The following is a 26,811-nucleotide window of genomic DNA, read 5'->3' as shown; positions in this document are numbered from 1 at the left end:
CTCGTGCTCGGGGCTCAGCGTGGTGTACTCGGCCGACACGGGCAAGCCGGCTGATCTCGACCTCGCCCTCGCGAGGAAATGCCACGGATTTGAGACTGATCATGGGTGACAAGGCCGTGAGACAGCCAACAACGCCCAGGTCACGCAAGATCGACATGTCACGAGCGGCGAGACCCCACACCGCGCCGCGGGATATGCGCTCGACTCCCACAGGCCCCTCGGGGTGGACTGGGGGGATGACGACACCTCAGGAAGAGTTGCTGCCCGGGACCCGACGGGCGCTGCTGCACCGGATCGCCGTGGCCCAGTCCGAAGGGCGGGCGCCCTCGCTGGTCGCGGCGGTCGTTCGGGGCGGGAGCGCGGTGTGGCACGGGTCCCGGACGTCGGTCGAGGGGCACGGGCCGGACGAGAACGTGCAGTACCGGATCGGCTCGATCACCAAGACCTTCACGGCCGTTCTGGTCATGCGGCTGCGCGACGAGGGGCTGCTCGACCTCGGGGATCCGTTGGAGAAGCATCTGCCCGGGACCGGCGCGGGGGAGGCCACGGTCGCCGAACTGCTCGCCCACACCGGCGGACTGGCCGCCGAGTCCCCCGGGCCCTGGTGGGAGCGGACGCCCGGCTCGATGCGGCCCGAACTCTCCGATGTGCTGGGAGAACAGCCCCTGCTGCATCCCGTCGGCCGCCGCCACCACTACTCGAACCCCGGCTACACCGTGCTGGGAGCGCTGGTGGAGAAGCTGCGCGGGGCGCCCTGGGAGGACGTACTGCGGCGGGAGGTGCTCGGCCCCCTGGGCCTGAGCCGCACGAGCGGGCAGCCGAAGGCGCCGCACGCGGGTGGCTGGGCGGTGCACCCGTGGGCCGATGTGATGCTGCCGGAGCCCGCGGAGGACCTGGGGCGGATGGCCCCGGCCGGTCAACTGTGGTCCACCACAGCCGACTTGGCGCGGTTCGCGACCTTCCTGGTCAAGGGGGACGACCGGGTGCTGAGCGCGGAGAGCGTACGGGAGATGCGGACGCCGGCCGCGCCGGGCGAGGCCGCGGATGTCGCCGACGGAGCCGCGTACGGACTGGGGCTGCAGATCCAGCACCGGCACGGCCGACTGTTCGCGGGGCACTCGGGATCGCTGCCGGGCTTCCTGGCGAGCCTCTTCTTCAGCGAGAGCGACGACGTCGCGGCCGTGGTGCTCGCCAACTGCACCTCGGGCCCGCTGCTCTCCCTGGTCGCCACCGACCTCGTGCGCGTCGTTGCCGAGGCGGAGCCGCGGATCCCCGAACCCTGGCGGCCGATGACCGAAGTCGATCCGGGCGTACTGGAGTTGGCGGGGCAGTGGTACTGGGGGACGTACGGCTTCGCGCTGCGGCTGACGGCCGATGGGCTTGTCTCGCTGGAGCCGCTGTCCGGCAAGGGCCGTCGCTCACGGTTCCGGGCGAACGGTGACGGCACCTGGACCGGCCTTGAGGGCTACTACGCGGGAGAGGTCTTGCAGGCCGTACGGCGCCCGGACGGGGGCGTGAGCCATCTCGACCTCGGGTCGTTCGTGTTCACGCGTCAGCCGTACGACGAGGGAGCTCCGGTGCCGGGTGGAGTGGACCCGGAGGGGTGGCGGGGCATCGGGTAGCGGTTGTTGAGTGGGGAGCGCCTTGTTTCACGTGAAACAAGGCGCCTCGGCCGTCACAGGGCGAGCTTGAAGCCCACGTGGGAGGCCTCGAAGCCGAGTCGCTCGTAGAAGCGGTGGGCGTCGGTGCGGGAGGCGTCCGAGGTCAACTGGACGAGTTGGCAGCCCTGGCGCCGGGACTCCTCCACCGCCCACTCGATGAACTGTGTTCCCAGGCCGCTGCCGCGCTCGTCGGCGTGGATGCGGACGGCCTCGATGATCGAGCGGGTGGCGCCCTTGCGGGAGAGCCCGGGGATGAGCGTGAGCTGGAGGGTTCCGACGACCCGTCCCTCCCGCTCGGCCACCATCAGGTACTGGTTCGGATCGCGGTTCAGGCGTTCCAGGGCCGACATATAGGGGCTCAGGTCGTCGGGGGACTCGCGCTGGGCGCCGAGAGGGTCGTCGGCGAGCATGGCGACGATCGCCGCAACGTCGTCCGCTGTGGCGGGGCGTATCTCAAGATCTCCCATGGGGCTCACCCTAAGCGGCGGATGGCAGGCCTGATCGGCTCAGGCGTGCCCGGGAACGCGCAGGGACTCCATGACCCGGACCAGCGGGGCCAGTTCGGGATGCTTCGCGGCCTCGTCGAGCGCCTCTCGCAGGGCGGTGTCATTCGTCGGCCGCGCCTCCTGCAGAAGCTTCAGGCCCGTCTCGGTGACATCGGTGTAGATGCCCCGCCGGTCGGTGCGGCACAGATAGCGCGTCAGTAGCCCGCGGTCCTCCAGGCGGGTCACCAGACGGGTGGTGGCGCTCTGGCTGAGGACGACGGCGTCGGCGACCTGCTTCATCTGGAGGTGGCCGCCCTCGCCGGAGTGCTGCCGGCTGAGGACGTCGAGCAGCGAGTACTCCCGGACGCTCAGGTCGTGCCGGGTCTGCAGGGTGCGCTCGATGTGGGCCTCGATCCGCCCGTGCAACAGGGAGAGCGCGCACCAGCCCTGGGCGAGGGCGGTGAGTGCGGGGTCCGTCGCTGTCATGTGCGTCTCCTTCGTCCCTGAGCGGCTGAAGCCGGATGAGGGCAGGGCCGCGATTGCCGTCGCTTGCAAATATAGTGCGCATGCAAGTATTGTCGTGGCGCGTAAAGCTCTCCTGCAATATTCTGGGAAGGTGGCTCCTCATGCCGCTCGCGCTCCTGGCCCTGGCGATCGGGGCCTTCGGAATCGGAACGACCGAGTTCGTGATCATGGGCTTGCTGCCCGAGGTCGCTGCCGACTTCGGGGTCTCCATCCCCACCGCGGGGCTGCTCGTGACCGGCTACGCACTCGGCGTCGTGGCCGGAGCGCCGCTGATGACCGTGCTCGGCACCAAGGTCTCCCGCAAGCGGATGCTGATGCTGCTGATGGGCCTGTTCATCGCCGGAAACCTGCTCTCCGCGCTCGCTCCGGCCTTCGCCGTCATGCTGATCGGCCGGGTCGTCGCCTCACTCGCCCACGGGGCCTTCTTCGGCATCGGCTCGGTCGTCGCGGCCGAGCTGGTCGCCCCGGACAAGAAGGCCGGCGCCATCGCGATGATGTTCACCGGCCTCACCGTCGCCAACGTGGTCGGCGTCCCGCTCGGCACCTTCGTCGGGCAGTCCATCGGCTGGCGCGTCACCTTCGGCATCGTCGCCGCCCTCGGTGTGATCGGCCTGGTCGGCATCGCCCGGCTCGTCCCCGATCTGCCCCGGCCGGAAGGCGTACGGCTGCGCCATGAGCTGGCCGCCTTCAAGAACACCCAGGTCCTGCTCGCGATGGCGATGACCGTGCTCGGCTTCGGCGGCGTCTTCGCGGCCATCACCTACATCGCGCCGATGATGACCCGAGTCGCCGGTTTCGCCGACGGCTCCGTCACCTGGTTGCTGGTCCTGTTCGGGCTCGGCATGGTCGGCGGCAACCTCGTCGGCGGCAGGCTCGCCGACCGCGCCCTGATGCCTCTGCTGTACGTCTCCCTGGGCGCCCTCGCCGTCGTGCTGGCACTGTTCACCCTCACCGCCCACAACAAGGTCCTCGCGGCCGTCACCATCGCGCTCATCGGCGCCCTGGGCTTCGCCACCGTCCCGCCGCTTCAGAAGCGCGTCCTCGACCAGGCCCACGGCGCTCCGACCCTGGCCTCGGCCGTGAACATCGGTGCCTTCAACCTCGGCAACGCGCTCTCCGCCTGGCTCGGCGGCCTCGTCATCGCGGCCGGCCTCGGGTACACCTCCCCCAACTGGGTCGGCGCCGCCCTCGCCGCCGCCGCGCTGCTGCTGGCCTTCCTCTCGGCCGCCCTGGAGCGCCGGGACCGTAGGACCAGCACCGTCGTGGCCGGGTCGGCGCCCGCCGAGGAGCAGGCTCTGGCTCACCGCTGACCGAACTCGAACGCCGGTTCCCGACTGCCCCCGGGAACCGGCGTCGTCATGTCCGCCCGGCTCAGCCCGCCGCCACCGTGAGCGGGGCGAACCGCCGTTGCCAGTCCCCGGGCAGTTCGGGGATGCCGTAGGTCATCACCGAGTTGAAGGCGACGGAGGCCAGACCCCGCTCCTTGGCCCAGGTCAGCAGCTCCTCGTGCCGTACGTCGATGTCGGTGCGCAGAGGGCGGTCGGTGCCTGCGGCGAGGGAGGCGATCAGGGACTGTGCGGTCCGGGTGTCGCGGGCGATCAGCGGGCCGACGACATGGGTGTGCATGTTGGGCCAGGCCGCCGCGTATCCGGTGATCCGGCCGTCCTCCTCGGCCACCCGCAGCTGGTCGGCGAAGGCGGGCAGCCGGGTGATGAGAGGCGTGCGATCCGAGCCGAAGACCTCCTCGTCGAGCCGGAGGATCGCGGAGAGGTCCTCGGCGGTGGCCGCGCGCGTGCTGGCCTCCGGTTCCGGGCCTCGGGGCGTGAGGTGCCCGAGCAGCATCTCCGCCCGGCCCGTGGTCTTGAAGCCGAGCTCCTCATACAGCGGGCGGCCGGTCGGCGTCGCGTGCAGCGTCAGCGGGGTGGTGCCCTGAGCCGTGAGGACGTGCCGCATCAGATGGCGTCCGATGCCCTGACGGGCGTGCCGTTCGGCGATCAGCACCATGCCGATGGCCGCCAGATCGGGGCGCTCGGGCGGGCCGTACCGGGTGACCACACAGGCGCCGATGAGTCCGCCCTCGGGGTCGTCGATGCCGTAACCCTGTCCCGCGGTGAGGAGGAAGCCCCACTTGTGTTCCTCCCGGGGCCACCCCCGGTTCTCGGACAGGTCGGCGCAGGCGGTGAGATCGCGCGGCGTCAGACGGCGGATGGACCAAGTGGCGGGGGAAGGAGTCGGCACGCAGGTCAGGCTGTCTGACCGGTGGCCTCGTCGTCCACCTGTTTCCGGGGAGACGCACGCGCTTTTGGCCATGTCATGGCCAACTGTGCAGGGGGCTGACCGACGCAGGCTGTTTCACGTGAAACATGGACGAACAGCGTGCGTCCGGCAATCCGACCGCTGGTCGTCGGCCAAGGCGCACTAGCCTCACCGGTCATGGCGCGACTGCATCTCTTCGACCTCGACGGCACCTTGCTGCACGGCACGTCCGCGCCCGTGGAGATCTCACGGCAACTCGGTCTTGAGGCCGAGACGATGGCTCTCGACCGGGCGATCTCGGACGGCAGGATCGGCCCGCCGGAGTATGCGGTGCAGGTGCACGGCCTCTGGGCGGAGCTCACCGAAGCGCATGTCACGGCCGCCTTCGAGGGCGCGCCCTGGCTGGACCGTATCCGTGAGGTCTGGGCGGAGATCGGACAGCGGGGGGACTACTGCGCGGTGGTGTCCCTCTCGCCGTCCTTCTTCGTCGAGCGGCTCATCGGGTGGGGCGCTCACGCGGCCCACGGATCGCTCTTTCCCGCGGTGCCGTTCACCGAGCCGGTCGATCCGGCCGGTGTGCTCAGCGCCGCCGCCAAGGTGCGTATCGCCGACCGGCTGTGCGCGGAGTTCGGGGTCACCCGGGCCGACTGCATTGCCTATGGCGACTCCCTGTCGGACATGGACCTGTTCGCAGCCGTACCGATCTCTGTGGCGGTCAATGCGGACCGCCATCTGTCCGGTCTTGCGACCCACTCCGACCTGGGGAGGGATCTATGGGAAGCCTATGAATTAGTGCGGTATGCCCGGTAATTGACCGAAGTCACAGCTTCACCCCTGGTTGACAAGTGACAGGGGATGGGGGGACTTGTGTGCGCGGCGCTGGCCGGTAGGGTCGACTCCGGTTCGCATCCGGGACGGGCGCCGGGGTGAGCGCACACGACCTGTGCGAGCCGAGAACAGGGCAACGCAGCCTAACGGGACGGAGAGATCGAAGACCCGCATTTGCGCTTATGCGGCCGGGGTTTGCACGCGCGGTGGGATGCTGCGGTGACAAGACTGCGGCCAATGTCACACTCTCCCCTTACTTGTCCGTACGAAGTGTGAATACGGGTTGAATGTGGCTGCATTGGCCAGGGCGCCGAACGGGGAGACCAAGCCGTCTGCGGGGGAAAGCAGGCACCTTCCGACCAAGGAAGTGCGCAGACCGACCGAGAGATGTTCGAGGCGAGGCACACAGGATGGACGCTCCGACCACCACGCCGGCCGACAACGGCACTCCCGGCGGCGGGGGCGGCTGGTTCACGCCGCGCACGCAGCCGACGACGGCTCAGAGCAGTGAGCCGGAGACGGCCGAGGGCAGCCGGCTGGCGGCGATGCGCCCGGTGGGCAGGCCCAGGGCGGGTGCCGAGGAGAATCCGCCGGTAAGGCAGGACACTTCACCGCCGGTAGCGCAGGAGGCGGCACCGCCCGAGATACCTGTCCAGCCCACACCCTCCACCCCGCCTCCGCCGCCCGAACCCCGCGTCCCCGTCCAGCGCCCCGCCCCCGCGCGGCAGGCCTCCCCGGACGCCGTCCTCGTCCGCCGGACGATGGCCGAAGTCGGCCCCGTCGCCGACAAGGTGACCTCGTACTTCTACGCGCTGCTCTTCGTCCGCCACCCCGACCTGCGCCCCATGTTCCCGGCCGCCATGGACACCCAGCGGGACCGGCTGCTCAAGGCGCTGCTCACGGCCGCCGAGCACATCGACAACACCGAGGTCCTGGTCGCGTATCTGCAGAACCTCGGCCGGGGCCATCGCAAGTACGGCACCCGGCCCGAGCACTACCCGGCCGTGGGCGAGTGCCTCATCGGCGCGCTGAGCAAGTACGCCTCCGCCGTCTGGGACGCGGAGACGGAGGCGGCCTGGGTGCGGACGTACACGACGATCTCGCAGGTGATGATCGACGCGGCGGCCGCGGACGAGCTGCGTGCCCCGGCCTGGTGGTACGCGGAGGTCGTCGCGCACGATCTGCGGACCCCGGATGTCGCGGTCGTCACCGTCCGCCCCGACCAGCCCTACCCCTTCCTCGCCGGGCAGTACACAAGCCTGGAGACACCCTGGTGGCCGCGTATCTGGCGGCACTACTCCTTCGCCTCGGCGCCTCGCTCCGACGGACTGCTGTCGTTCCATGTGAAGGCCCTCCCCGCGGGCTGGGTGTCCAACGCGCTGGTGCACCGGGCCCGGCCAGGCGACATCCTCCGGCTCGGTCCGCCGGCCGGCTCGATGACCGTGGACCACACCACCGACAGTGGACTGCTCTGCCTCGGCGGCGGCACGGGGATAGCCCCCATCAAGGCGCTGGTCGAGGACGTCGCCGAGCACGGCGAGCGGCGGCCCGTGGAGGTGTTCTACGGCGCCCGCAGCGACCACGACCTGTACGACATCGACACGATGCTCAGGCTCCGGCAGTCGCACCCGTGGCTGGAGGTCCGCCCCGTGGTGGACCGGCACGGACTGGTCCAGCTGCCCGACGCCATACGCGAGTTCGGGCCCTGGGACGAGTACGACGCCTATGTGTCGGGCCCACCGGGGATGATCCGCAGCGGTGTGGACGTCCTCCGGGACATCGGTGTTCCCTCGGAGCGCATACGCCACGACGCGCTGGAGGAACTGGTCACCGCAGGGAGCTGAGCTCAGCCCAGGTCCGGCGCGTGCATGGCCCGTACGCCCTCGATATTGCCGTCCAGATAGTGCCGCAGCGACAACGGAACGAGGTGTACGGAGGCGATGCCGACGCGGGTGAACGGCACCCGCACGATCTCGTACTCGCCGATCGGCTCGTCGACCTCCGGCCCGTGCCGCAGGGACGTGTCCATCGACTCCAGACGGCAGACGAAGAAGTGCTGCACCTTCACACCGGTCGCGCCGCCGTCCTCACCGATGTGCTCGACGGTGTCGACGAAGCAGGGCACCACGTCGATGATCTTGGCGCCGAGTTCCTCGTACACCTCGCGGTGCAGGGCGTCCACGACGGTCGTGTCCGTCGGCTCGACTCCGCCGCCGGGGGTCAGCCAGTAGGGATCCATGCCCGGCTTGGTGCGCTTGATCAGAATCAGGTCGTCACCGTCCAGCAGAATGGCGCGGGCGGTGCGCTTGACCACGGGTCGGACGGTCATGGGAGAAATGTGGCCCGGCTGGTTCCACGTGAAACATCGCGAAACGTCACGAGGTGAGCTCAGCGGGTGACGCCCATGGGTCCCGGCTGATCACGCCCTCGCGCGGCGGCTCAGCACCAGTCGGAGGCCGCCCGCAAAAGCCACTCATGGGCGCGCGCGATATGGGGCATCGCCAGCGTCCCGGTGCGGACCACCAGGAAGTACGTCCGCAGGGGCGGTACGGCGGGTTCGTGCAGGGCGACGACATCGCCGCGGTCCAGCGTGGGCGCACAGAGATAGCGGGGCAGCACCGCTAGGCCCGCCCCCGCGACCGCACAGGCCAGGACCGCCCGCAGGTCGGGGACGATGACGGTGCCGGGGCCGGCAGGGCGGGAGTCGAAGACGGAGGCCCAGTAGCGGGAGACGAAGGGCAGCGACTCGTGCACCTCGATCACCGGCACGTCCTCCAGCGCGGGCGCGCCGTTGCGGTCCGGTGTTCCGGCGCCGATCTTCTCGGCCCAGCGGGGAGCGGCGAGCAGAACATGCTCTTCGTCGCAGAGCGGAGTCGCGGTGAGCAGAGCGCCGCGTGGGCGGGCGGTACTGATGGCCAGATCATGATGTCCGGCGGCCAGCCCCTCCAGCGTCTCCTCGGCATTTCCGAAGGAGGCCCGCAGCGCGAAGCCCTGGCCGTCGTCGCCGGTCAGCTCGGTGAGCGCGGGCAGCGCCCGCTCGGCGGTGAACTCCGGAGGGCCGGCCAGATGCAGGGTCCGTAAGGAGGACTCGTCGTCGAGACCGGTCTCGGCGATCTCGACCAGGGCGTCCAGGTGCGGGGCGGCCTTGTGCGCGAGTTCGTCGCCGATGGTCGTCGGGGTCACACCGCGGGCCTGACGGAGGAACAGGGGGCGGCCCAGCTGCCGTTCGAGGGTGCGGATCTGGGAGGTCACGGCGGGCTGGGACATGCCGAGCAATGCGGCGGCGCGGGTGAAGGAGCCGGCCCGGTGCACGGTCACAAAGGTGCGCAACAAGGCCAAGTCCATGCCGCACCCTCCCCTTCTCAGCCCTCCCTCAGCCCCCCGGCCGCGCCCAACTATAAATAAGTCGATAGGTCTCTGTCGCTACTGTGATTGGACACTGACACAGAGTCAACTAGCCTTGTTCGCGCGGTTCTTCGCGCGCGGAACCGAGGACGGTCCGAGCCACGAGGGGGGAGGCTCGGACCGTCCGTTGTGCGTAGCCGGCCCCCCACCGAGGCGGTCAGCGCGCCGACTCGTCCAGCGCTCGCAGCACATCCGCCACCAGGTCCTCGGTGTCCTCGGCACCGACCGAGAGCCGGATGAAGCCCTCCGGCACCGCGTCCCCTCCCCAGCGTCCGCGCCGCTCGGCCGTGGACCGCACCCCGCCGAAGCTCGTCGCGTCGTCCACGAGCCGCAGCGCGTCAAGAAAACGCTCGGCACGCGCGCGCGTGGGGAGCGTGAAGGAGACCACGCACCCATAGCCGCGCATCTGCCGTGCGGCGGTCGCGTGGGAGGGGTCGGCCGGCAGCCCCGGGTAGCGCACCCCGAGCTCCTCCGGACGGTCGCGCAACGCCTCGGCGACCGCCAGGGCGGTGGCGTTCTGCCGGTCCACACGCAACTGGAGCGTGGCGAGGGAGCGGTGCGCGAGCCATGCCTCCATGGGGCCGGGAATCGCGCCGACGATCTTGCGCCAGCGGCGGACGGCGGTCATCGCCTCACCGGCGCGGCCACAGACGTAGCCCAGCAGGATGTCGCCATGCCCGGTGAGCTGCTTGGTGCCGCTCGCCACCGAGAAGTCGGCGCCGAGCTCCAGCGGGCGTTGCCCGAGCGGCGTCGCGAGCGTGTTGTCGACGGCGACGAGGGCGCCACGCGCGTGTGCCGCCTCGACGAGGCGCCGGATGTCGCAGACGTCCAGGCCTGGATTGGAGGGCGTCTCAAGCCACAGCAGCCGGGCGCCGTCGAGGACGTCGAGCTGGGCGTCGCCGCCGGTTGGCGCGGTGCGCACCTCGATGCCGTACGCCTCCAGCTGGTCGCGCACCAGGGGCAGCGCCTGATAACCGTCGCTGGGCAGGACGACCGAGTCCCCGGCGCGCAGTTGGGAGAGGAGGACCGAGGAGATGGCCGCCATGCCGGAGGCGAACACGAGCGTCTCGACGCCGTCCCCGTCCGGCGCCTCCAGCTCCCCGATGGCCCGCTCCAGATGGGTCCAGGTCGGGTTCTCGTCGCGGCCGTAGGTGTACGGACCGGTGGGGTCGCCCGGCAGATGGAAGTGGGCCGCGAACACCGGACCGGGCAGGGTCGGTTCGTGCTTGACCGGCTCGGGCAGTCCGGCACGCACCGCGCGCGTGCCGTCGCCCAAGCCTCCGGCGGCGCTCATGCCGCCCGCTCCTCGGCCTTCTCGCGCACCACCTCGACGAGACCGGTGCTGGCCGCCTCGACCATCGCCAGACACTCCTCGAAGCCCTCCATGCCCCCGTAGTACGGGTCGGGTACGTCGAGGTCGTCGCCCGCCGTGGGGTCGTAGGAGCGCAGCAGCCGTACCTTCGCCGCGTCCTCTTCGGTGGGGGCGAGCCGGCGCAGCGCCTTGAGGTGGCCCTCGTCGAGCGCCACGACCAGGTCCAGGCGGGCGAACCAGGAGGCCTGGAACTGCCGGGCGGTGTGCCCGCCGTCGTAGCCGTGCGCCTCCAGGACGGAGACGGTGCGCGGGTCGGCCGGGTCGCCCTCGTGCCAGCCGCCCGTGCCGGCGCTGTCGACCTCGACCAGGCCGTCGAGCCCGGCCTCTTCCACCCGCGCGCGGAAGACGGACTCGGCCATCGGGGAGCGGCAGATGTTGCCGGTGCACACGAAGCAGACGCGATACGTCATCGGCGCTCAGTCCCCGTCGGGCAGGACGACGTTGAGCGCCCAGGAGACGATCGAGATGATCAGGCCGCCGAGGACGGCGGTCCAGAACCCGTCGACATGGAAGCTCAGGTCGAGCTTGTCGGCGAGCCAGGAGGTCAGCAGCAGCATCAGCGCGTTGACGACCAGCGTGAACAGGCCGAGCGTGAGGATGAGCAGCGGCAGGCTCAGCAGGCTCACGATGGGCTTCACCAGGAAGTTGACCAGGCCGAAGATCAGTGCGACCAGGAGCAGGGTGCCGACCTTCTTGCCGGTGCTGTCACCGGTGAGGGTGATCTTGTCCAGCAGCCATACGGCGACCGCCAGGGCACCCGCGTTGGCGATCGTCTTGACTACGAAATTCTTCATGTGTCTGATCGTGGCAGACGAGACCGGTTACGAGCAGTGGGACGAGGGCGGACGAGAGCGATGAAGGCATTCCGGCTGGATGAACTGGAGGCGGAGCGCGCCGCCAATGAGGGCGCCTACCTGCAGTTTCTGCGGGAGCGGAACATGTCGGTCGGTCTGTACGCGCTCAACGCGGGCGAGCACGATCCACAGAAGCCGCACAACCAGGACGAGGTCTACTTCGTCGTGAGCGGCCGCGCCGCGATCACCGTCGGCATGGAGACCACGCAGGTGGCGCGTGGCAGCGTGGTGTACGTGCCGGCCGGAGTCGCCCACAAGTTCCACCACATCAGCGAGGATCTGCGGGTCCTCGTGGTGTTCTCTCCGCCCGAGAGCTGAGGGTCCGCCCCCGGATTCCCTAGGGGATCGATCAGGGGAGGACAGGGGGCGCGAGGCCCCCGCCGGAGCCCTCCGCGGCCCTAGCATCGAAGGCAGGCAGGAAGGGACAGGTCCGCGGGCACAGCGCGGGCCGTCTTCCAAGCGACCCGGCACAGCGACGGGCGGAGAGGTAAGGACGAGGGCGATGGGTGAGATCTTCGCGGGACTGCCGTGGTGGGTGAAGTGGATCGCGGTGCCGGTCATCGCCCTGGTCGTGTTCGGCGGGCTGATAGCGAGCGTCGTCGGCTTCGTCATCGGGCTGCTGTTCAAGGTGCTCGTCTTGGTGGCCCTGGTCGGCGGACTCATTTATGTCGTACGGAAGTTCACGTCGAGTTCCTCATCACGGAGCGACTTCTGAGGGATCCGCGGGCAACCGCTGAGCGGTAACCAGAATCAGCGGTTCCCTCGGCCGAGGGAAGTTTTCCGGGCAGGCCGTCTGCGAGCGGTGGCCGACGATTAGAGTCCGGAAATCGACGCGGGGACGACCCCGCGAGCGGCGTACACCCCCACCCGTGTTTCCCCGCACGGGCTGCCCCCTCGCGCTTCGGGAGTGACCCTTGGCCACGGTTGACACCGCACCCTCCGAGCCACCCACAGCCCGCGCACCCGCCCGGGCCCCCTACCCCGGCACCGGGACCTGCGTCCGGCCCCCGGCACAGCCGACACCGCAGAACCCCGCAGGCACCGAGAGCCTGACGGGCCCGACGGGCCCTGCGCGCCACAGGAGTTCCCCCGGTTCCGCGAACCCTCCCGGCCCGGCGGCTTCCGCGCACCCTCCCAATCCGGCGGCTTCCGCCAACTCCGCCACCCTCATCGGATCCGTCCAGCGCGCCATGCGCCTGCTGGAATCCGTCGCCGACCACGAGCACGGCGCCCCCGCCAAGCAACTGGCCCGGGAGAACGGCCTGGCGCTGCCCACCGCGTATCACCTGCTGCGCACCCTCGTTCACGAGGGCTATCTCCGCCGGGACAAAGGCCTGTTCTTCCTCGGGGAGGCGGCCGAACGGCTGAGCAGCAGCGGAGCACAGCAGAAACGTCGCAGCACGGTCGCCGACGTGCTCGCGCACTGGCGGGACGCCATCGGCGCACCCGTGTACTACGCGATGTACCGGGAAGGCGAGATCGAGGTCATGTGCGTCTCCGACACCCCGGGCAACCCGGCGGTCGAGGAGTGGGCCGACTTCCGTGAGACCGGGCACGCGCATGCCATCGGACAGTGTCTGCTGGCCCAGGTGGACGAGGCCATGCGCCGTGACCATCTGGAGCGCTATCCCGTGCAGCCCCTCACCCCGTACACCGTGCGCGACGACCACACGCTGCTGCGGCGGCTGGACCGGCTGCGGCGGATGGAGCTGGTGACCGAGCGTCAGGAGTACGCGCTGGGCACGGTCTGCGCCGCGATTCCGATCACCGTGGGCACCACCGCGGCGACGATGGCCTTTTCCCTTCCGGCCCACCAGGCCGACCGGCTGCTGGTCACGGCACGGCAGTTGCAGACAGAGATCGGACGCCGGCTCGGGTCACTGGCGATCTCTATCAGTATCTGAAAACTCACTCCTTGTGATCTGTCGTGTACGTTCAGCAAGATTCCCTCAGTGTCAGCGGGTCATTCCTGGCTCTTACGACGGCAGATGACGGGGTAGGCGATGCACGAGTCCGTACAGGCAGAGGTCATGATGAGCTTCCTCGTCTCCGAGGAGCTCTCTTTCCGCATTCCGGTGGAATTGCGGTACGAGACCTGCGATCCCTATGCCGTGCGGCTGACCTTCCATCTGCCCGGAGACGCCCCGGTGACCTGGGCGTTCGGCAGGGAGTTGCTGATCGACGGCGTGGGTCGGCCGTGCGGTGAGGGCGATGTGCGGGTCGCGCCGGCCGACCCCGAGTCGCTCGGCGATGTGCTGATCCGGCTTCAGGTCGGCGGCGATCACGCGCTGTTCCGTTCCTCGGCGGCGCCGCTCGTGGCCTTCCTCGACCGCACCGACAAGCTGGTGCCGCTGGGCCAGGAGGGTGTGCTGTCCGACTTCGACGCCAGTCTCGACGAGGCCCTGGACCGCATCCTGGCGGAGGAACAGAGCGCGGGCTGAAGCGTTACGGCAGGACAGCGCGAGGGGAGGTCGTAACGCTTCAGCAGGAGCCGCGGAGTAGTGCAGGAACGCTTCTTCCTTGGCCAGAGGCGTCCGGTCCCGCCCCCGGCCTCACCGCTTCCGCCGCCGCCCCCGCCCCCCACGCGCCGGAGCCGGCCGGTCACCGGCCATCGCGGGCTCCCGTTCGGGGCGGTCGGCCGCGACCATCAGGGCGGCCAGGGCCGTGGTGACCGGGACCGAGGCGACCAGGCCGATCGAGCCGACGAGGGTGCGCACGATCTCCTCCGCCACCAGCTCGCTGTTGGCGACCGTGCCCACACTGCTCTGCGCGATCGAGAAGAGCAGCAGCAGTGGCAGCGCGGCGCCCGCGTAGGCGAGGACGAGGGTGTTGACGACGGACGCGATGTGATCGCGGCCGATCCGGATGCCGGCCCGGTACAGCCCGCGCCAGCCCATCGTGGGGTTGGCCTCGTGCAGCTCCCAGACGGCCGAGGTCTGGGTGACCGTCACATCGTCGAGGACACCGAGCGAACCGATGATGATGCCGGCGAGCAGCAGACCGCTCATGTCGATCTCCGGGTACAGCCCGTGGATCAGACCGGTGTTGTCGTCCGTGTTGCCGGTGAGGGCGGCCCAGTCGATGAAGACGGAGCCGAGGATGCCGATCAGCAGCAGCGAGATCAGGGTGCCGAGCACCGCCACGGATGTACGGGCCGAGAGCCCATGGCACATATAGAGGGCGATCAGCATGATGGCGCTCGACCCGACCACCGCCACGACCAGCGGGTTCGACCCCTGGAGGATCGCGGGCAGGATGAACAGGGTCAGCACCAGGAAGCTGATGGCCAGCGCGACCAGCGCCATGACACCGCGCAGCCGGCCCACCACCACGACGGCGAGCGCGAAGATTCCGGCGAGCACCGCCATCGGGACCCGGCGGTTGACGTCGGTGACCGAGTACTGGAGGTCCTCGGGCGCGGAGGGCTCGTAGGCGACCACGACCTTCTCGCCCTCGTGCAGCTGCCGCGACTGGTCGGGCTGGACGATCTCGGTGAAGGTACGGCCCTTGTCCTTGCCTGTGTCGACCCGGATCGTCGCCTTCTTGCAGGTGCCGTCGGCCTGTTGCTGGGCCGAGGAGCCCTCGGCGGTGGAGGTGTCGCCGGTCGGGGGGACCCCGGAGGCGTTCACCGAGGAGCAGCTGACCTCGTCGACCTTGGTGACCGTGGCCTGCTGGGTCTGCCGGTCGAAACCGACTCCGGTGCGCTCGTGTGCAGGCGCGCCTCCCGGCCACAGCACCACGAGCCCGACGACCACCGCCGTGGCGAACGGGATGAGGATCGCCGCGATCACCTTGCGCAGATGCTTGGAGACCGGAGCCGCCGGACCGTGCACGTGGCTGTGGGAATGGCCGTGTCCGTGCCCAAGCCCGTCACCGCCGCCGGTGGATCCGGAACCGGGACCGTGGCGCGGCTCGGGCGGTGGGAACGGAGGTTCATGCGGTGTGGTCACCGACCGATCATCGCAAGAACGACAGGGGCCCCCTGTTCACCGCGCCCGAATTGACGCTAGCGTGGGGGCACCTTTGTACACGCGGGAGCTCGGAGCACCGGGCTGAGAGGGCGCTGACCTCCGTCCCAGCAATGTTTCACGTGGAACGTCATCGAGAGCGAGTGACATTCCCCACGGAACATCGGCAGACGGAAACCGCTGCGTCGACCGCCGAACCTGTTACCGGGTAATGCCGGCGTAGGGAGTAGGTCTCATGACCATCAAGGACGCGCGCACGCCTGCCTCCATCCAGGATGAGAAGTCCCAGGAGGCCGGGAAGTCCATCGGCTGGCACAAGGCGTACGTCGAGGGCTCGCGCCCCGATCTACGGGTGCCGGTCCGTCAGGTGCACCTCACCAACGGGCAGTCCGTCACGCTGTACGACACCTCCGGCCCGTACACCGATCCGACCGTCGACACCGACGTCCGCCGGGGTCTGTCCCCACTTCGGGAGAACTGGATCATCGCCCGCGGCGACACCGAGGAATACGGGGGCCGCCCTGTCCGCCCCGAGGACGACGGGATCAAGCACACCTCGCCGCGCGGCGGCCTGCGCAATCTCGACGCGGTCTTCCCCGGGCGGCCGCGCCAGCCTCGCCGCAGCCGTGACGGCCGGGCGGTCACACAGCTCGCGTATGCCCGTCGGGGCGAGATCACGCCCGAGATGGAGTACGTGGCCATCCGGGAGAACGTGGCGCCCGAGGTGGTCCGTGAGGAGATCGCGGCCGGCCGTGCCGTCCTGCCGGCGAACGTCAACCACCCGGAGATCGAGCCGATGATCATCGGCAAGCGGTTCCTGGTGAAGGTCAACGCCAACATCGGCAACTCCGCGGTGACCTCCTCCATCGAGGAGGAGGTCGAGAAGATGACCTGGGCGACCCGCTGGGGCGCCGACACGGTCATGGACCTGTCCACCGGCCGCAACATCCACACCACCCGCGAGTGGGTGCTGCGCAACTCCCCCGTCCCCATCGGCACGGTGCCGCTCTACCAGGCCCTGGAGAAGGTCGACGGCAAGGCCGAGGAACTGACCTGGGAGATCTACAAGGACACGGTCATCGAACAGGCCGAGCAGGGCGTGGACTACATGACGGTCCACGCGGGCGTCCGCCTGCCGTACGTACCGCTGACCGCCAACCGCAAGACCGGCATCGTCTCCCGGGGCGGCTCGATCATGGCCGCGTGGTGTCTCGCGCACCACAAGGAGAGCTTCCTGTACGAGAACTTCGAGGAACTCTGCGAGATCCTCGCCGCCTATGACGTGACGTACTCGCTCGGCGACGGCCTCAGGCCCGGCTCGATCGCGGACGCCAACGACGAGGCGCAGTTCGCGGAGTTGAGGACGCTCGGGGAACTCAACCGGATCGCGAAGGGCTTCAACGTTCAGACCATGATCGAGGGCCCGGGACATGTCCCGATGCACAAGATCAAGGAGAACATCGACCTCCAGCAGGAGATCTGCGAAGAAGCCCCGTTCTATACGCTCGGCCCGCTGACGACCGACGTCGCGCCCGCCTACGACCACATCACCTCCGGCATCGGTGCCGCGATGATCGCCTGGTGGGGTACGGCCATGCTCTGCTACGTCACGCCCAAGGAGCACCTGGGCCTGCCCAACCGGGACGACGTCAAGACCGGCGTCATCACCTACAAGATCGCCGCCCACGCCGCCGACCTCGCCAAGGGACACCCCGGTGCCCAGGAGTGGGACGACGCGCTGTCCGACGCCCGCTTCGAGTTCCGGTGGGAGGACCAGTTCAATCTGGCCCTCGACCCGGACACCGCACGGGAGTTCCACGACGAGACACTGCCGGCGGAGCCCGCCAAGACGGCCCACTTCTGTTCCATGTGTGGTCCGAAGTTCTGTTCGATGAAGATCTCGCAGGACATCCGCCGTCAGCACGGCAGTGCAGCGGGGGAGATCGAGGAGGGGATGGCCCTGAAGTCCAAGGAGTTCGCGGCCGCGGGAAACCGCGTGTATCTGCCGATCGTGGACTGAGGGGTGGTGCACGGGTACGCGTCTCCGGGCCGGCGTGAGAGCGTCGGCCGGGGCGCGGGCCGGCGCCGTCAGCTGCTGATCGTTGTTTCACGTGAAACAGTCGGCCGTCCCGTACGGACGTACTACGGGGCCCTTCCGGCTTCACCGTCCCACTCGGCAGACTGATCCCATGACCGCACTGAGCAAGGGCGCCAACCTTCCTGTCGACTCCCCGGCGGTACGCGTGGAGCTCTCCTGGTCCGACGGACCAGGGGTGCCCGATGTGGACGCCTCGGCGCTGCTGCTGACCGCCGCCGGACGCGTGCGCGACGATGCCGACTTCGTCTTCTACAACCAGCCGCACCACGCCTCCAAGGCCGTGAGCCACCTCGGCAAGCAACGGGCCGGGGGCGTGGTCACCGACACCGTGGCGGTGGATCTAGGGGCGGTGGAGCCGGCCGTCGAACGGATCGTGCTGTGCGCGTCGGCCGACGGTGGGACGTTCGGGCAGGTGCCCGGGCTGACGCTGAAGCTGCTCGACGACCGGACCGGGAGCGAGGTCGCCCGGTTTGTCACGGAGGCGGACTCGGAGACCGCGTTCATCGGCGGGGAGCTGTATCTGCGCCAGGGGAAGTGGAAGTTCCGGGCGGTGGGACAGGGGTACGCGTCCGGGCTCGCGGGACTGGCGACGGACTTCGGCATCACGGTGGACGAGGAGGAGACCGCCGTACCGACGACACCGCCCGTACCGACGGCTCCGGCCGCACCCGCCGCGCAGCCGACACCCGCAGCGCCCCCCGTCGCCCCCGCCGCCCCTCCCGCCTCCCCCAACCTCACCAAGGGCGAAGAGCGCCTGCCCGTGGACATGCGCAAGCGGTTGGACCTCCGTAAGCAGCAGGTCGCGGTCAGTCTCAGCAAGCACGGCGCGGCCGGTATCACCGCTCGGGTCATCCTGGTGCTGGACGCCTCCGGGTCCATGTCGTTCCTGTACTCCCGGGGAGTCGTCGCGGACGTCGTGGAGCGGATGGCCGCCGTGGCCGCGCAGTTGGACGACGACGGGGAGATGCAGGCCTGGACGTTCGCCTCGAACCCGGCCCGGCTGCCCGACTTCCGGATCGGGGAACTGCCGGAGTGGACACGGCTGCACGTCCGGTGCGGTGAGCTCAGCCTCTTCGGCGGCAAGAAGCGGAAGAAGGGACTGGAGGACAGCCAGGTCGACATGCGGGCTGTCGGCATCCAGAACGAGGAACAGAAGGTGATCGCCGAGGTCCGGGACTACGTCCGCCAGACCCCGGTCGCGGCCCCCACGCTGGTGCTGTTCTTCTCCGACGGGGGCATCTACCGCAACGCCCAGATCGAGAAGGAGCTCCGGGCGGCGGTCGAGGAGCCGATCTTCTGGCAGTTCGTGGGGCTCGGCAAGTCCGACTACGGAGTGCTGGAGAGGTTCGACACCCTTCCCGGCCGCCGTGTCGACAACGTCGGCTTCTTCGCCGTGGACGACATCAGCACGGTCCCCGACCAGGAGCTGTACGACCGGCTGCTGTCGGAGTTCCCGCACTGGACGGTGGCCGCACGCGGCGCGGGCATCCTCTGATCACACCTGAACGCCCCGGACATCCGGCTTGCGCTCCCCGCGACGGGGGCGCAAGCCGAGGGGCCAGGGGTCACTCCGGCTGCTGCTCCGGGCCCCCGAAATCCGGGCTGGTGTAGTCCGGGCTGCTGAAGCTCGGGCGCGGGCCTGACGCAGGGCCCTCGCCGGGGCTGGAGAAGCCCGGGCGGTCGTAGCCGAGGTGCGGGATGCGGCTCGGCGCCGTGGGTGCCGTGCGGTGCAGGGCGGCGGCGGTGCCGGGGTCGGCCAGCGCGTCCCGCAGGAACGGCAGGACGCCGCGCTCCAGCAGGGCTTCACGCCAGGCTTCCCTGGCCCGGGCCACCTCGCTGCCCAGCTCCCCGTACGGGCCGGTGTCGAGTGCCGGCCTGTTGCGCAGGGCGGTGAGCAGCAGTCCGACGGCGGCGACGAGGATCGCGGCCGCCGTCACGGCGCCGAACACCCATCCGGTGGTGAGCATGGTCTGGGCGAACGCCGGCTCGGGTTCGAGCATCTTCAGGATGTACCCGACGAGCAGGAAGATCGCCGCGGCGATTCCGGCGAGAACGGGGGTGAGGACGGCCGCGACGGCGACGATGCCCGCGCCGGCTGTCTCGGCGGCGGCCTCTCCCATGGTGGTGGCGAGCCCCATCGCGCTCTGACCCGACTCGGTGGAGCCGGACTCGCGAACGGACGACGGGGTGGACGGCGCCGGCTGGCGCAGTTCCTCGCGGACCTTCACGTAGTGCTGGTACTCGGTCGCCGCGGCCGCCGTGATGATCGCGGAGGCGTTGAGCGCCATGGTGCGCAGCTGTTCGGGGTTGAGCCGCTGTCCGACAGCGGCCAGTTCCGGGCGGGTTGGTGCGGAGCGCAGCGCCTCATCGAGGATCCGCTCGTACTCCTGGCGGTCCTCACTGTGCAGGTGCTGCGGAACGCTGTTCATGTGCATCCCCCGATGCTCCGTAGGGCTTGGGGCTCGCATGACGACGAGCCGTCGGGCAGAAACGGAGGGGAGCCTGCTACGGATAAGCCGATGGTAGAGCGGTGACGGCACACGGTGACAGGGGGTTTCCAGAAATTGGGCCCTGGCCTGCGTCGTCTCCGGTCGTTCCGACCCGGGGGGACGTCTGCCCAGTGAACGTTCAGTTATCCAGGGGAAGTTGCTGGACCAGCAGCTTTCCGGCCATGGTCACTCCGCCGTCCATCGCGATGGCGAGACCGGCGGCGTAGATGTGCGGTCCCTCGACCACCGGGCCGCCGCCGTCCTCGCCGTCCTCGGAGCCGACCTCGCCCAGCAGATAGGGAATCGGGCTGTGGCCGTGAACGATGCGGGTGCCCCCGTACGTATCGAGCAGGGAGCGTACGGCGTCGGAGCCGCCCTCGTCGCGGAAGGAGAAGCGCTTGGTGAACTTGCGGAACAGGTCCCAGCATTCGTCCGCGTCGTTGCGGGTGAGGGTCTCGCGGACGGTGTCGTTGACCTCTTCGATGGAGTGGCCGTAGTCGAGGTAGGCGGTGGTGTCGGAGTGGACGAGCAGATGTCCGTCGACCTCCTCCATGGCGTCCAGGCGGGCCATCCACTGGAGGTGGTGGTCCTGGAGGCGGTCCATGTCGGTCTTCTGGCCGCCGTTGAGCAGCCAGGCCGCCTGGAAGGTGGCGGTGCCCGCGCCGGAGTTGACGGGGGTGTCGGAGAACCGCTTGGCGCCGATCAGCAGCAGCTCGTGGTTGCCCATCAGGGCCTTGCAGTAGCCGCCGGCCGCGGCGGCCTCGGCGGACAGCCGCATCACGAGGTCGATGACGCCGATGCCGTCCGGGCCGCGGTCGGTGAAGTCGCCGAGGAACCACAGCCGGGCGGTGCCCGCGCACCAGTTGCCCGCGGAGTCGATCAGGCCCTTCTCCTGGAGGGCGGCCACCAGTTCGTCGAGGTAGCCGTGCACATCGCCGACGACGAACAGCGGACCGGGGCCGCCCGACTGCTGCGGAACGACCGCGGCCACCGGATCGACGGTCACCTGAACCGTGTCACCGCGGTTGATGACGGGCAGATCGCGCTGGGTGGGGGTGTACCCCTCCGGGTAGGTCTCCTCCATGGGCGGCGCGATGTCGCCCGGATGCGTGCTGTGGACGTACGGACCGGTCTCGTGGACGTACGCGGGCACCCGGAAGTCGCGCAACGTCGCTGTCCGCTCCGCCTCGGGTCCCTGACCGGCCCCCTGAGTCATCAGACCCCTCCACCATCGCGCCGCAGCTGCACCGCATCGGACTGCCTGGTCGCAGCGGCCCGCGGTGTCGTGGGCCCATCATAGGAATGCCGATCGCGCCATGTGATGACCCAGGGGTGGTGAATCAAAGCAGGGCTCTGGTTCACCGCGGCTTTCGCCCCGATTGGGCAGGGCTTCTCCCGCCTGCCTTCCGGTCGGGTTCTACCGCTCCTCGGGCGACCGCGGCAGACTGACGGTCGTCCGCGGCGGACGTCGCTGGGACGAGGTACGGACGATCAGCTCGGTCGGTATCACCTGCTCGACCGGTTGGTCCGATTCGACCCCCTCGATCGCGTCGATGAGCAGTTGCACCACCGCCGTGCCGATCCGGCGTGGCTTCAGCGAGAGCGTGGTGATGGGTGGCTCGGTGTTGGCGTACACCGTGGACTCGCTGCAACAGACGAGAAGCAGGTCGTCCGGTACCCGCAGCCCGTAGCGGCGGGCGGCGGCGAGCAGATCGGTGCCGTTCGGGTCGAACAGGCCGTAGACGGCGTCGGGGCGGTCGGGGCGGGCCAGCAGCCGGTCGGCGGCTACGGCGCCCGCGCACGGGTCGTGCGCGGGGTAGGCCTCGTACACCGGGTCCTGGCGGACCCGCTCGCACCAGCGGAGATAGGCGGTGGTGGACAGATGGGTGTAGGTGTCCGTCGTCGTCCCGGTCAGCAGGCCGATGCGGCGAGCGCCGGCGTCGGCCAGATGGTCGAGGATGCCGAGGACGGCGGCCTCGTGGTCGTTGTCGACCCAGGCGGTGACCGGCAGCGAGCCGACCGGGCGGCCGTCGGAGACGACCGGTAAGCCCTGCCTCACCAGCTCGCTGACCACCGGGTCCTGGTCGGACGGGTCGATGACGACCGTGCCGTCCAGGGCGACGTTCGACCACACGTCGTGGCGGGAGGTCGCGGGGAGGATGACCAGGGCGTAGCCGCGGGCGAGCGCGGCCGAGGTGGCGGCTCTGGCCATCTCGGCGAAGTACGCGAACTCGGTGAAGGTGAAAGGTTCATCCCCGTATGTCGTCACGGTCAGGCCGATGAGCCCTGACTTGCCGGTACGGAGGGTTCGGGCCGCGGCCGACGGGCGGTAGCCCAGCCGGTCGGCGACCTCGCGGACATGGCGTCGGGTGGCGTCGGGGAGCCGGCCCTTGCCGTTGAGGGCGTCGGAGACGGTCGTGATGGAGACTCCGGCGGCGGCGGCGACGTCTCTGATGCCTGCCCGGCCCGGCCGGTTGCCCCGGCGGGCGGTTTCCGCGCGGCTCACCTGGTGCTTCCCTGCTGCTGTCATGGCGAGCCGATAGTAGGGCTCATGCGGTGGGGTAGTGCGGACGCATATGCAGCGGTTGACAGGCACGTTTCTGCAAGGTCATACACCGTCAGAAGCTTTGGATTACAAGGGAGTTGAGCGCTCCCATGGCAATACGTGACTTGTCGGCGTGCGCACACCTGCCAAGTTCCCGATGTTTCGAAGAGGTCTCAACTCACCTTCACGAGGGATGCGCGCTACGGCGTGAGCCACCGGCGCGTAGATATATGTGTGACGCGCCCCCTAATTCGTACGGCTTCGCGGTGTGATGCCCCTGATGCCGGTGTGACGAAGGAGGTCTGCTCTCACCTGTACGCAGCCGAGCCGAATCCTCATAAGGTGAGAAGCATTGGAAGCCGGCGGTGACGATGGGCCGCCGGTGGTCGCGAGGAGGACTGCGGTGAGCGAGACGAGCCCCAAGCTGCGCGCCGAGCTGGAGGGTATTCCCACCTACAAGCCGGGCAAGCCCGCCGCGTCCGGCGGCCCGGTCGCCTACAAGCTGTCCTCCAACGAGAACCCCTATCCGCCGCTGCCCGGGGTGATGGAGAGCGTGACGTCCGCCGCCTCCGCCTTCAACCGCTACCCGGACATGGCGTGCACGGGCCTGATGAACGAGCTCTCCGAGCGCTTCGGCGTCCCGCTGACCCATCTGTCCACCGGCACCGGCTCGGTCGGCGTCGCCCAGCAGCTGCTCCAGGCCACCTCCGGCCCCGGCGACGAGGTCATCTACGCCTGGCGGTCCTTCGAGGCGTACCCGATCATCACGCAGATCAGCGGGGCGACCTCGGTACGGGTGCCGCTGACGGCCGGCGATGTGCACGACCTGGACGCGATGGCCGACGCCATCACCGACCGGACCCGGCTGATCTTCGTCTGCAACCCCAACAACCCCACCGGCACGGTCGTCAAGCGCCCCGAGCTGGAGCGGTTCCTGGACCGGGTGCCCGGTGATGTGCTGGTGGTGCTGGACGAGGCCTACCGGGAGTTCATCCGCGACCCCGAGGTGCCGGACGGCGTGGAGATCTACCGGAACCGGCCGAACGTCTGCGTCCTGCGCACCTTCTCCAAGGCGTACGGCCTCGCGGGGCTCCGGGTCGGCTTCGCCATCGCCCATGAGCCGGTGGCGGCGGCGCTGCGCAAGACCGCGGTGCCCTTCGGCGTGAGCCAGCTCGCCCAGGACGCGGCGGTGGCCTCGCTGCGGGCCGAGGACGAACTGCTGGGCCGGGTCGGCTCACTGGTCTGCGAGCGCGCTCGCGTGGTCGAGGGGCTGCGGGCCCAGGGCTGGACGGTGCCCGAGACCCAGGCCAACTTCGTGTGGCTGCGGCTGGGGGAGCGTACGGTCGACTTCGCGGCGGCGTGTGAGCGGCACGGCGTGGTGGTCCGGCCGTTCCCGGGCGAGGGAGTGCGGGTGACGATCGGGGAGACCGAGGCGAGCGACATCTTCCTGAAGGTGACGGAAGGGTTCCGCAAGGAGCTCTGAGGTCGGGCTCGCGAGGCGGCATTGTCCTCCCAAACTCCGTTTGGGAGGACCCCCAGCCTCGCGAGATCGGTGTGCGGTCGTCGAGTCGGCAGGCAATTCAACAAGATGTTGAAGTTGCTGCCAGGAGTGTGCCGAAAGGCCCAAGCGGGGACCCCCCTTCGAGCTTCGATAATCAGTGCGTCATAATTGCTTGTGAATGTGAACGCGTTCACAAGCGTGTCCGGATTGATCCCTGATGTGCGGGACGTAACGGGCACACTGCCGCTGTGACCACGGCGATGTGAGGAGACTGACGACGTGGACCTGGCTTTGGCGCCGGAGACTCTGGCGCGATGGCAGTTCGGCATCACTACCGTCTACCACTTCCTGTTCGTCCCCCTGACGATCTCGCTCGCCGCCCTGACCGCCGGCCTGCAGACCGCCTGGGTGCGCACGGAGAAGGAGAAGTACCTCAGAGCCACCAAGTTCTGGGGCAAGCTCTTCCTGATCAACATCGCGATGGGCGTGGTCACCGGCATCGTGCAGGAGTTCCAGTTCGGTATGAACTGGTCCGACTACTCGCGCTTCGTCGGTGACATCTTCGGTGCCCCGCTCGCCTTCGAGGCCCTGATCGCGTTCTTCTTCGAGTCCACCTTCATCGGGCTGTGGATCTTCGGCTGGGACAAGCTGCCGAAGAAGATCCACCTCGCCTGTATGTGGATGGTGTCGATCGGCACCATCCTCTCGGCGTACTTCATCCTCGCGGCCAACTCGTGGATGCAGCACCCGGTCGGCTACAAGATCAACGAGGCCAAGGGGCGGGCCGAACTCACCGACTTCTGGCTGGTTCTGACCCAGAACACCGCGCTGGCCCAGGCCTTCCACACCCTCTCCGCCGCCTTCCTGACCGGTGGCGCCTTCATGGTCGGCATCTCCGCCTTCCATCTGCTGCGCAAGAAGCACATCCGCGAGATGAAGACCTCGCTGCGGCTCGGCCTCGTCACCGTGGTCATCGGCGGCATGCTCACCGCGATCAGCGGTGACGTCCTCGGCAAGATCATGTACGAGCAGCAGCCGATGAAGATGGCCGCGGCCGAGGCGCTGTGGGACGGCGAGGCGCCGGCACCCTTCTCGGTCTTCGCCTACGGCGACGTCGACAAGGGCCACAACAAGGTCGCCATCGAGATTCCGGGCCTGCTGTCCTTCCTGGCCAAGGACGACTTCAGCTCGTACGTCCCCGGTATCAACGACGTCCAGAAGGCCGAGGAGGAGCAGTTCGGGCCCGGCGACTACCGGCCCAACATCCCCGTCGCCTACTGGGGCTTCCGCTGGATGATCGGCTTCGGCATGACGTCCCTCGCTCTCGGCGTGGCAGGACTCTGGCTGACCCGCAAGAAGTTCATGCTGCCGCAGCACCTGCGGGTCGGTGACGACGAAGTGCCGAACCTGGTCCTGTTCCGGAAGAAGGCACTCGGCCCGAAGCTCACCAAGTGGTACTGGCGCATCGCGATCTGGACCCTGGCCTTCCCGCTGATCGCCAACTCCTGGGGCTGGATCTTCACCGAGATGGGCCGCCAGCCGTGGGTCGTCTACGGCGTGCTCCAGACCCGGGACGCGGTCTCCCCCGGTGTCTCCCAGGGCGAGGTCCTCACCTCGATGATCGTCTTCACCACGCTCTACGCCATCCTGGCCGTGATCGAGGTCAAGCTGCTCGCCAAGTACGTCAAGGCCGGCCCGCCCGAGCTCACCGAGGCCGACCTCAACCCGCCCACGAAGATCGGCGGCGACTCCCGTGACGCCGACAAGCCGATGGCCTTCTCGTACTAGGCCGAGGGAGCTGCACAGTCATGGAACTGCACGACGTCTGGTTCGTCCTGATCGCCGTCCTGTGGACCGGCTACTTCTTCCTGGAGGGCTTCGACTTCGGGGTCGGCATCCTCACCAGGCTGCTGGCCCGCGACCGGCCCGAGAAGCGGGTGCTGATCAACACCATCGGCCCCGTCTGGGACGGCAACGAGGTGTGGCTGCTCACCGCGGGCGGTGCGACCTTCGCCGCCTTCCCCGAGTGGTACGCGACCCTCTTCTCCGGCTTCTATCTGCCGCTGCTGATCATCCTGGTCTGTCTGATCGTCCGGGGCGTGGCCTTCGAGTACCGGGCCAAGCGGCCCGAGGAGAACTGGCAGCGCAACTGGGAGACCGCGATCTTCTGGTCCTCGCTGATCCCGGCGTTCCTGTGGGGCGTGGCCTTCGGCAACATCGTGCGGGGCGTCAAGATCGACCGGGACTTCGAGTACGTCGGCAACTTTTGGGACCTGCTCAACCCGTACTCCCTGGTCGGCGGACTGGTGACGCTGACGCTGTTCACCTTCCACGGTGCGGTGTTCGTGGCGCTCAAGACCGTCGGGGACATCCGGGAGCGGGCGCGGAAACTGGCGCTTCGGGTCGGCCTCGCCGCAGCCGTGCTCGCGCTGGTCTTCCTGCTGTGGACGCAGGTCGAGAGCGGGGACGGCGAGAGTCTGGTCGCGCTCGTCGTGGCCGTGGCCGCACTGGTGGCGGCGCTGGTGGCCAATCAAGCCGGGCGTGAGGGCTGGGCGTTCGCGTTGTCCGGCGTCACCATCGTGGCCGCCGTGGCGATGCTCTTCCTGTCGCTCTTTCCGAACGTCATGCCCTCCTCGCTCAATGAGGAGTGGAGCCTGACGGTCACCAACGCATCGTCCAGCCCGTACACCTTGAAGATCATGACCTGGTGCGCGGCGATCGCCACGCCGATCGTGCTGCTGTACCAGAGCTGGACCTACTGGGTGTTCCGCAAGCGGATCGGTACGCAGCACATCGCTGAGACCGTGCATTGAGGTGTGTTTCA

At 69.1% G+C, this 26,811-nt stretch carries 25 protein-coding genes; 13 read left to right on the top strand and 12 right to left on the bottom strand.

Annotation, left to right across the window (positions count from 1 at the left end; all coding sequences use genetic code 11):
- Positions 1–236: 236 nt before the first annotated feature.
- A complete protein-coding gene (locus H4N64_RS14985) occupies positions 237–1,622 on the top strand; it encodes a serine hydrolase domain-containing protein (RefSeq protein ID WP_186282795.1) in 1,386 nt (461 codons plus the stop codon).
- A gap of 53 nt (positions 1,623–1,675) precedes the next feature.
- Here the strand turns inward: H4N64_RS14985 and H4N64_RS14980 are convergent, their stop codons facing one another.
- Both H4N64_RS14980 and H4N64_RS14975 read right to left on the bottom strand, forming a co-directional pair.
- Complete coding sequence (locus H4N64_RS14980) at positions 1,676–2,128, bottom strand: GNAT family N-acetyltransferase (protein ID WP_186282794.1); 453 nt, start codon at positions 2,126–2,128, stop codon at positions 1,676–1,678.
- Between the two features lie 39 nt (positions 2,129–2,167).
- Positions 2,168–2,632, bottom strand: coding sequence for a MarR family winged helix-turn-helix transcriptional regulator (locus tag H4N64_RS14975; protein WP_186282793.1), 465 nt, complete (start codon positions 2,630–2,632; stop codon positions 2,168–2,170).
- Positions 2,633–2,772: 140 nt separating this feature from the next.
- Between H4N64_RS14975 and H4N64_RS14970 the strand changes: the two genes are divergently transcribed.
- The gene (locus tag H4N64_RS14970; RefSeq protein ID WP_186282792.1) at positions 2,773–3,981 is read left to right on the top strand and encodes an MFS transporter; all 1,209 of its coding nucleotides are present in this window, start codon (positions 2,773–2,775) and stop codon (positions 3,979–3,981) included.
- Positions 3,982–4,042: 61 nt separating this feature from the next.
- Here H4N64_RS14970 and H4N64_RS14965 read toward each other — a convergent pair whose 3' ends face one another.
- Complete coding sequence (locus H4N64_RS14965) at positions 4,043–4,909, bottom strand: GNAT family N-acetyltransferase (RefSeq protein ID WP_186282791.1); 867 nt, start codon at positions 4,907–4,909, stop codon at positions 4,043–4,045.
- A gap of 195 nt (positions 4,910–5,104) precedes the next feature.
- Here H4N64_RS14965 and H4N64_RS14960 point away from each other — a divergent pair, with 195 nt between their 5' ends.
- Together H4N64_RS14960 and H4N64_RS14955 are read left to right on the top strand one after the other, a co-directional pair.
- The gene (locus H4N64_RS14960) at positions 5,105–5,737 is read left to right on the top strand and encodes an HAD family hydrolase (RefSeq protein ID WP_186282790.1); all 633 of its coding nucleotides are present in this window, start codon (positions 5,105–5,107) and stop codon (positions 5,735–5,737) included.
- Between the two features lie 428 nt (positions 5,738–6,165).
- Positions 6,166–7,599 (top strand): globin domain-containing protein, encoded by a 1,434-nt coding sequence (locus H4N64_RS14955; protein ID WP_186282789.1) that lies wholly within the window; start codon positions 6,166–6,168, stop codon positions 7,597–7,599.
- A gap of 2 nt (positions 7,600–7,601) precedes the next feature.
- Here the strand turns inward: H4N64_RS14955 and H4N64_RS14950 are convergent, their stop codons facing one another.
- The 5 genes from H4N64_RS14950 to H4N64_RS14930 all read right to left on the bottom strand — a co-directional run bounded on the left by H4N64_RS14950 (position 7,602) and on the right by H4N64_RS14930 (position 11,326).
- On the bottom strand, positions 7,602–8,084 hold the full coding sequence (locus H4N64_RS14950; protein ID WP_186282788.1) for an NUDIX domain-containing protein: 483 nt from the start codon (positions 8,082–8,084) through the stop codon (positions 7,602–7,604).
- 110 nt (positions 8,085–8,194) lie between these two features.
- Complete coding sequence (locus H4N64_RS14945) at positions 8,195–9,100, bottom strand: LysR family transcriptional regulator (RefSeq protein ID WP_186282787.1); 906 nt, start codon at positions 9,098–9,100, stop codon at positions 8,195–8,197.
- Positions 9,101–9,317: 217 nt separating this feature from the next.
- Positions 9,318–10,454 (bottom strand): cystathionine gamma-lyase, encoded by a 1,137-nt coding sequence (locus tag H4N64_RS14940; RefSeq protein WP_186282786.1) that lies wholly within the window; start codon positions 10,452–10,454, stop codon positions 9,318–9,320.
- On the bottom strand, positions 10,451–10,942 hold the full coding sequence (locus tag H4N64_RS14935; protein ID WP_186282785.1) for a low molecular weight protein-tyrosine-phosphatase: 492 nt from the start codon (positions 10,940–10,942) through the stop codon (positions 10,451–10,453). Before H4N64_RS14935 ends, H4N64_RS14940 begins: the two co-directional genes overlap by 4 nt.
- 6 nt (positions 10,943–10,948) lie before the next feature.
- A complete protein-coding gene (locus H4N64_RS14930; RefSeq protein ID WP_186282784.1) occupies positions 10,949–11,326 on the bottom strand; it encodes a phage holin family protein in 378 nt (125 codons plus the stop codon).
- Positions 11,327–11,386: 60 nt separating this feature from the next.
- Here H4N64_RS14930 and H4N64_RS14925 point away from each other — a divergent pair, with 60 nt between their 5' ends.
- The 4 genes from H4N64_RS14925 (at position 11,387) to H4N64_RS14910 (ending at position 13,827) form a co-directional block, all read left to right on the top strand.
- Entirely contained in the window at positions 11,387–11,704 is a 318-nt protein-coding gene (locus H4N64_RS14925) for a cupin domain-containing protein (RefSeq protein WP_067018163.1), read from the top strand.
- 184 nt (positions 11,705–11,888) lie between these two features.
- The gene (locus H4N64_RS14920; RefSeq protein ID WP_186282783.1) at positions 11,889–12,101 is read left to right on the top strand and encodes a DUF5326 family protein; all 213 of its coding nucleotides are present in this window, start codon (positions 11,889–11,891) and stop codon (positions 12,099–12,101) included.
- A 475-nt stretch (positions 12,102–12,576) separates the two neighbouring features.
- Positions 12,577–13,290, top strand: a complete 714-nt coding sequence (locus H4N64_RS14915; RefSeq protein WP_186282782.1) for an IclR family transcriptional regulator — start codon at positions 12,577–12,579, stop codon at positions 13,288–13,290.
- A 99-nt stretch (positions 13,291–13,389) separates the two neighbouring features.
- Entirely contained in the window at positions 13,390–13,827 is a 438-nt protein-coding gene (locus H4N64_RS14910; RefSeq protein ID WP_186282781.1) for an SsgA family sporulation/cell division regulator, read from the top strand.
- 111 nt (positions 13,828–13,938) lie between these two features.
- On the opposite strand, the gene H4N64_RS14905 is transcribed toward H4N64_RS14910, so the two are convergent.
- Positions 13,939–15,336 (bottom strand): YibE/F family protein, encoded by a 1,398-nt coding sequence (locus tag H4N64_RS14905; RefSeq protein WP_186282780.1) that lies wholly within the window; start codon positions 15,334–15,336, stop codon positions 13,939–13,941.
- Positions 15,337–15,589: 253 nt separating this feature from the next.
- On the opposite strand from H4N64_RS14905, the gene thiC reads away from it, so the two are divergent.
- Positions 15,590–17,374 carry a phosphomethylpyrimidine synthase ThiC gene (thiC, locus tag H4N64_RS14900; protein WP_222108962.1) on the top strand — a complete coding sequence of 595 codons (1,785 nt, stop codon included), beginning with the start codon at positions 15,590–15,592 and terminating at the stop codon, positions 17,372–17,374.
- Positions 17,375–17,543: 169 nt separating this feature from the next.
- Entirely contained in the window at positions 17,544–18,947 is a 1,404-nt protein-coding gene (locus H4N64_RS14895) for a VWA domain-containing protein (RefSeq protein WP_186282779.1), read from the top strand.
- A gap of 70 nt (positions 18,948–19,017) precedes the next feature.
- Here the strand turns inward: H4N64_RS14895 and H4N64_RS14890 are convergent, their stop codons facing one another.
- The 3 genes from H4N64_RS14890 to H4N64_RS14880 form a co-directional block, all read right to left on the bottom strand.
- The gene (locus H4N64_RS14890; RefSeq protein ID WP_186282778.1) at positions 19,018–19,887 is read right to left on the bottom strand and encodes a hypothetical protein; all 870 of its coding nucleotides are present in this window, start codon (positions 19,885–19,887) and stop codon (positions 19,018–19,020) included.
- A 193-nt stretch (positions 19,888–20,080) separates the two neighbouring features.
- A complete protein-coding gene (locus H4N64_RS14885; protein ID WP_186282777.1) occupies positions 20,081–21,157 on the bottom strand; it encodes a metallophosphoesterase in 1,077 nt (358 codons plus the stop codon).
- Positions 21,158–21,358: 201 nt separating this feature from the next.
- The gene (locus tag H4N64_RS14880) at positions 21,359–22,471 is read right to left on the bottom strand and encodes a LacI family DNA-binding transcriptional regulator (protein ID WP_186282776.1); all 1,113 of its coding nucleotides are present in this window, start codon (positions 22,469–22,471) and stop codon (positions 21,359–21,361) included.
- Positions 22,472–22,889: 418 nt separating this feature from the next.
- Between H4N64_RS14880 and hisC the strand changes: the two genes are divergently transcribed.
- From hisC to cydB, 3 genes are all read left to right on the top strand, one after another.
- Positions 22,890–23,969: a histidinol-phosphate transaminase gene (gene hisC / locus H4N64_RS14875; RefSeq protein WP_186282775.1), complete on the top strand. Its 1,080-nt coding sequence runs from the start codon at positions 22,890–22,892 to the stop codon at positions 23,967–23,969.
- 297 nt (positions 23,970–24,266) lie between these two features.
- A complete protein-coding gene (locus H4N64_RS14870) occupies positions 24,267–25,775 on the top strand; it encodes a cytochrome ubiquinol oxidase subunit I (RefSeq protein ID WP_186282774.1) in 1,509 nt (502 codons plus the stop codon).
- A gap of 20 nt (positions 25,776–25,795) precedes the next feature.
- Positions 25,796–26,800, top strand: a complete 1,005-nt coding sequence (gene cydB, locus H4N64_RS14865; RefSeq protein ID WP_186282773.1) for a cytochrome d ubiquinol oxidase subunit II — start codon at positions 25,796–25,798, stop codon at positions 26,798–26,800.
- The last annotated feature ends 11 nt before the right edge of the window (positions 26,801–26,811 follow it).

This window comes from Streptomyces cupreus (assembly GCF_014257025.1).
Lineage (GTDB): Bacteria > Actinomycetota > Actinomycetes > Streptomycetales > Streptomycetaceae > Streptomyces > Streptomyces cupreus.
This window is presented reverse-complemented; position numbering and strand designations above follow the sequence as displayed.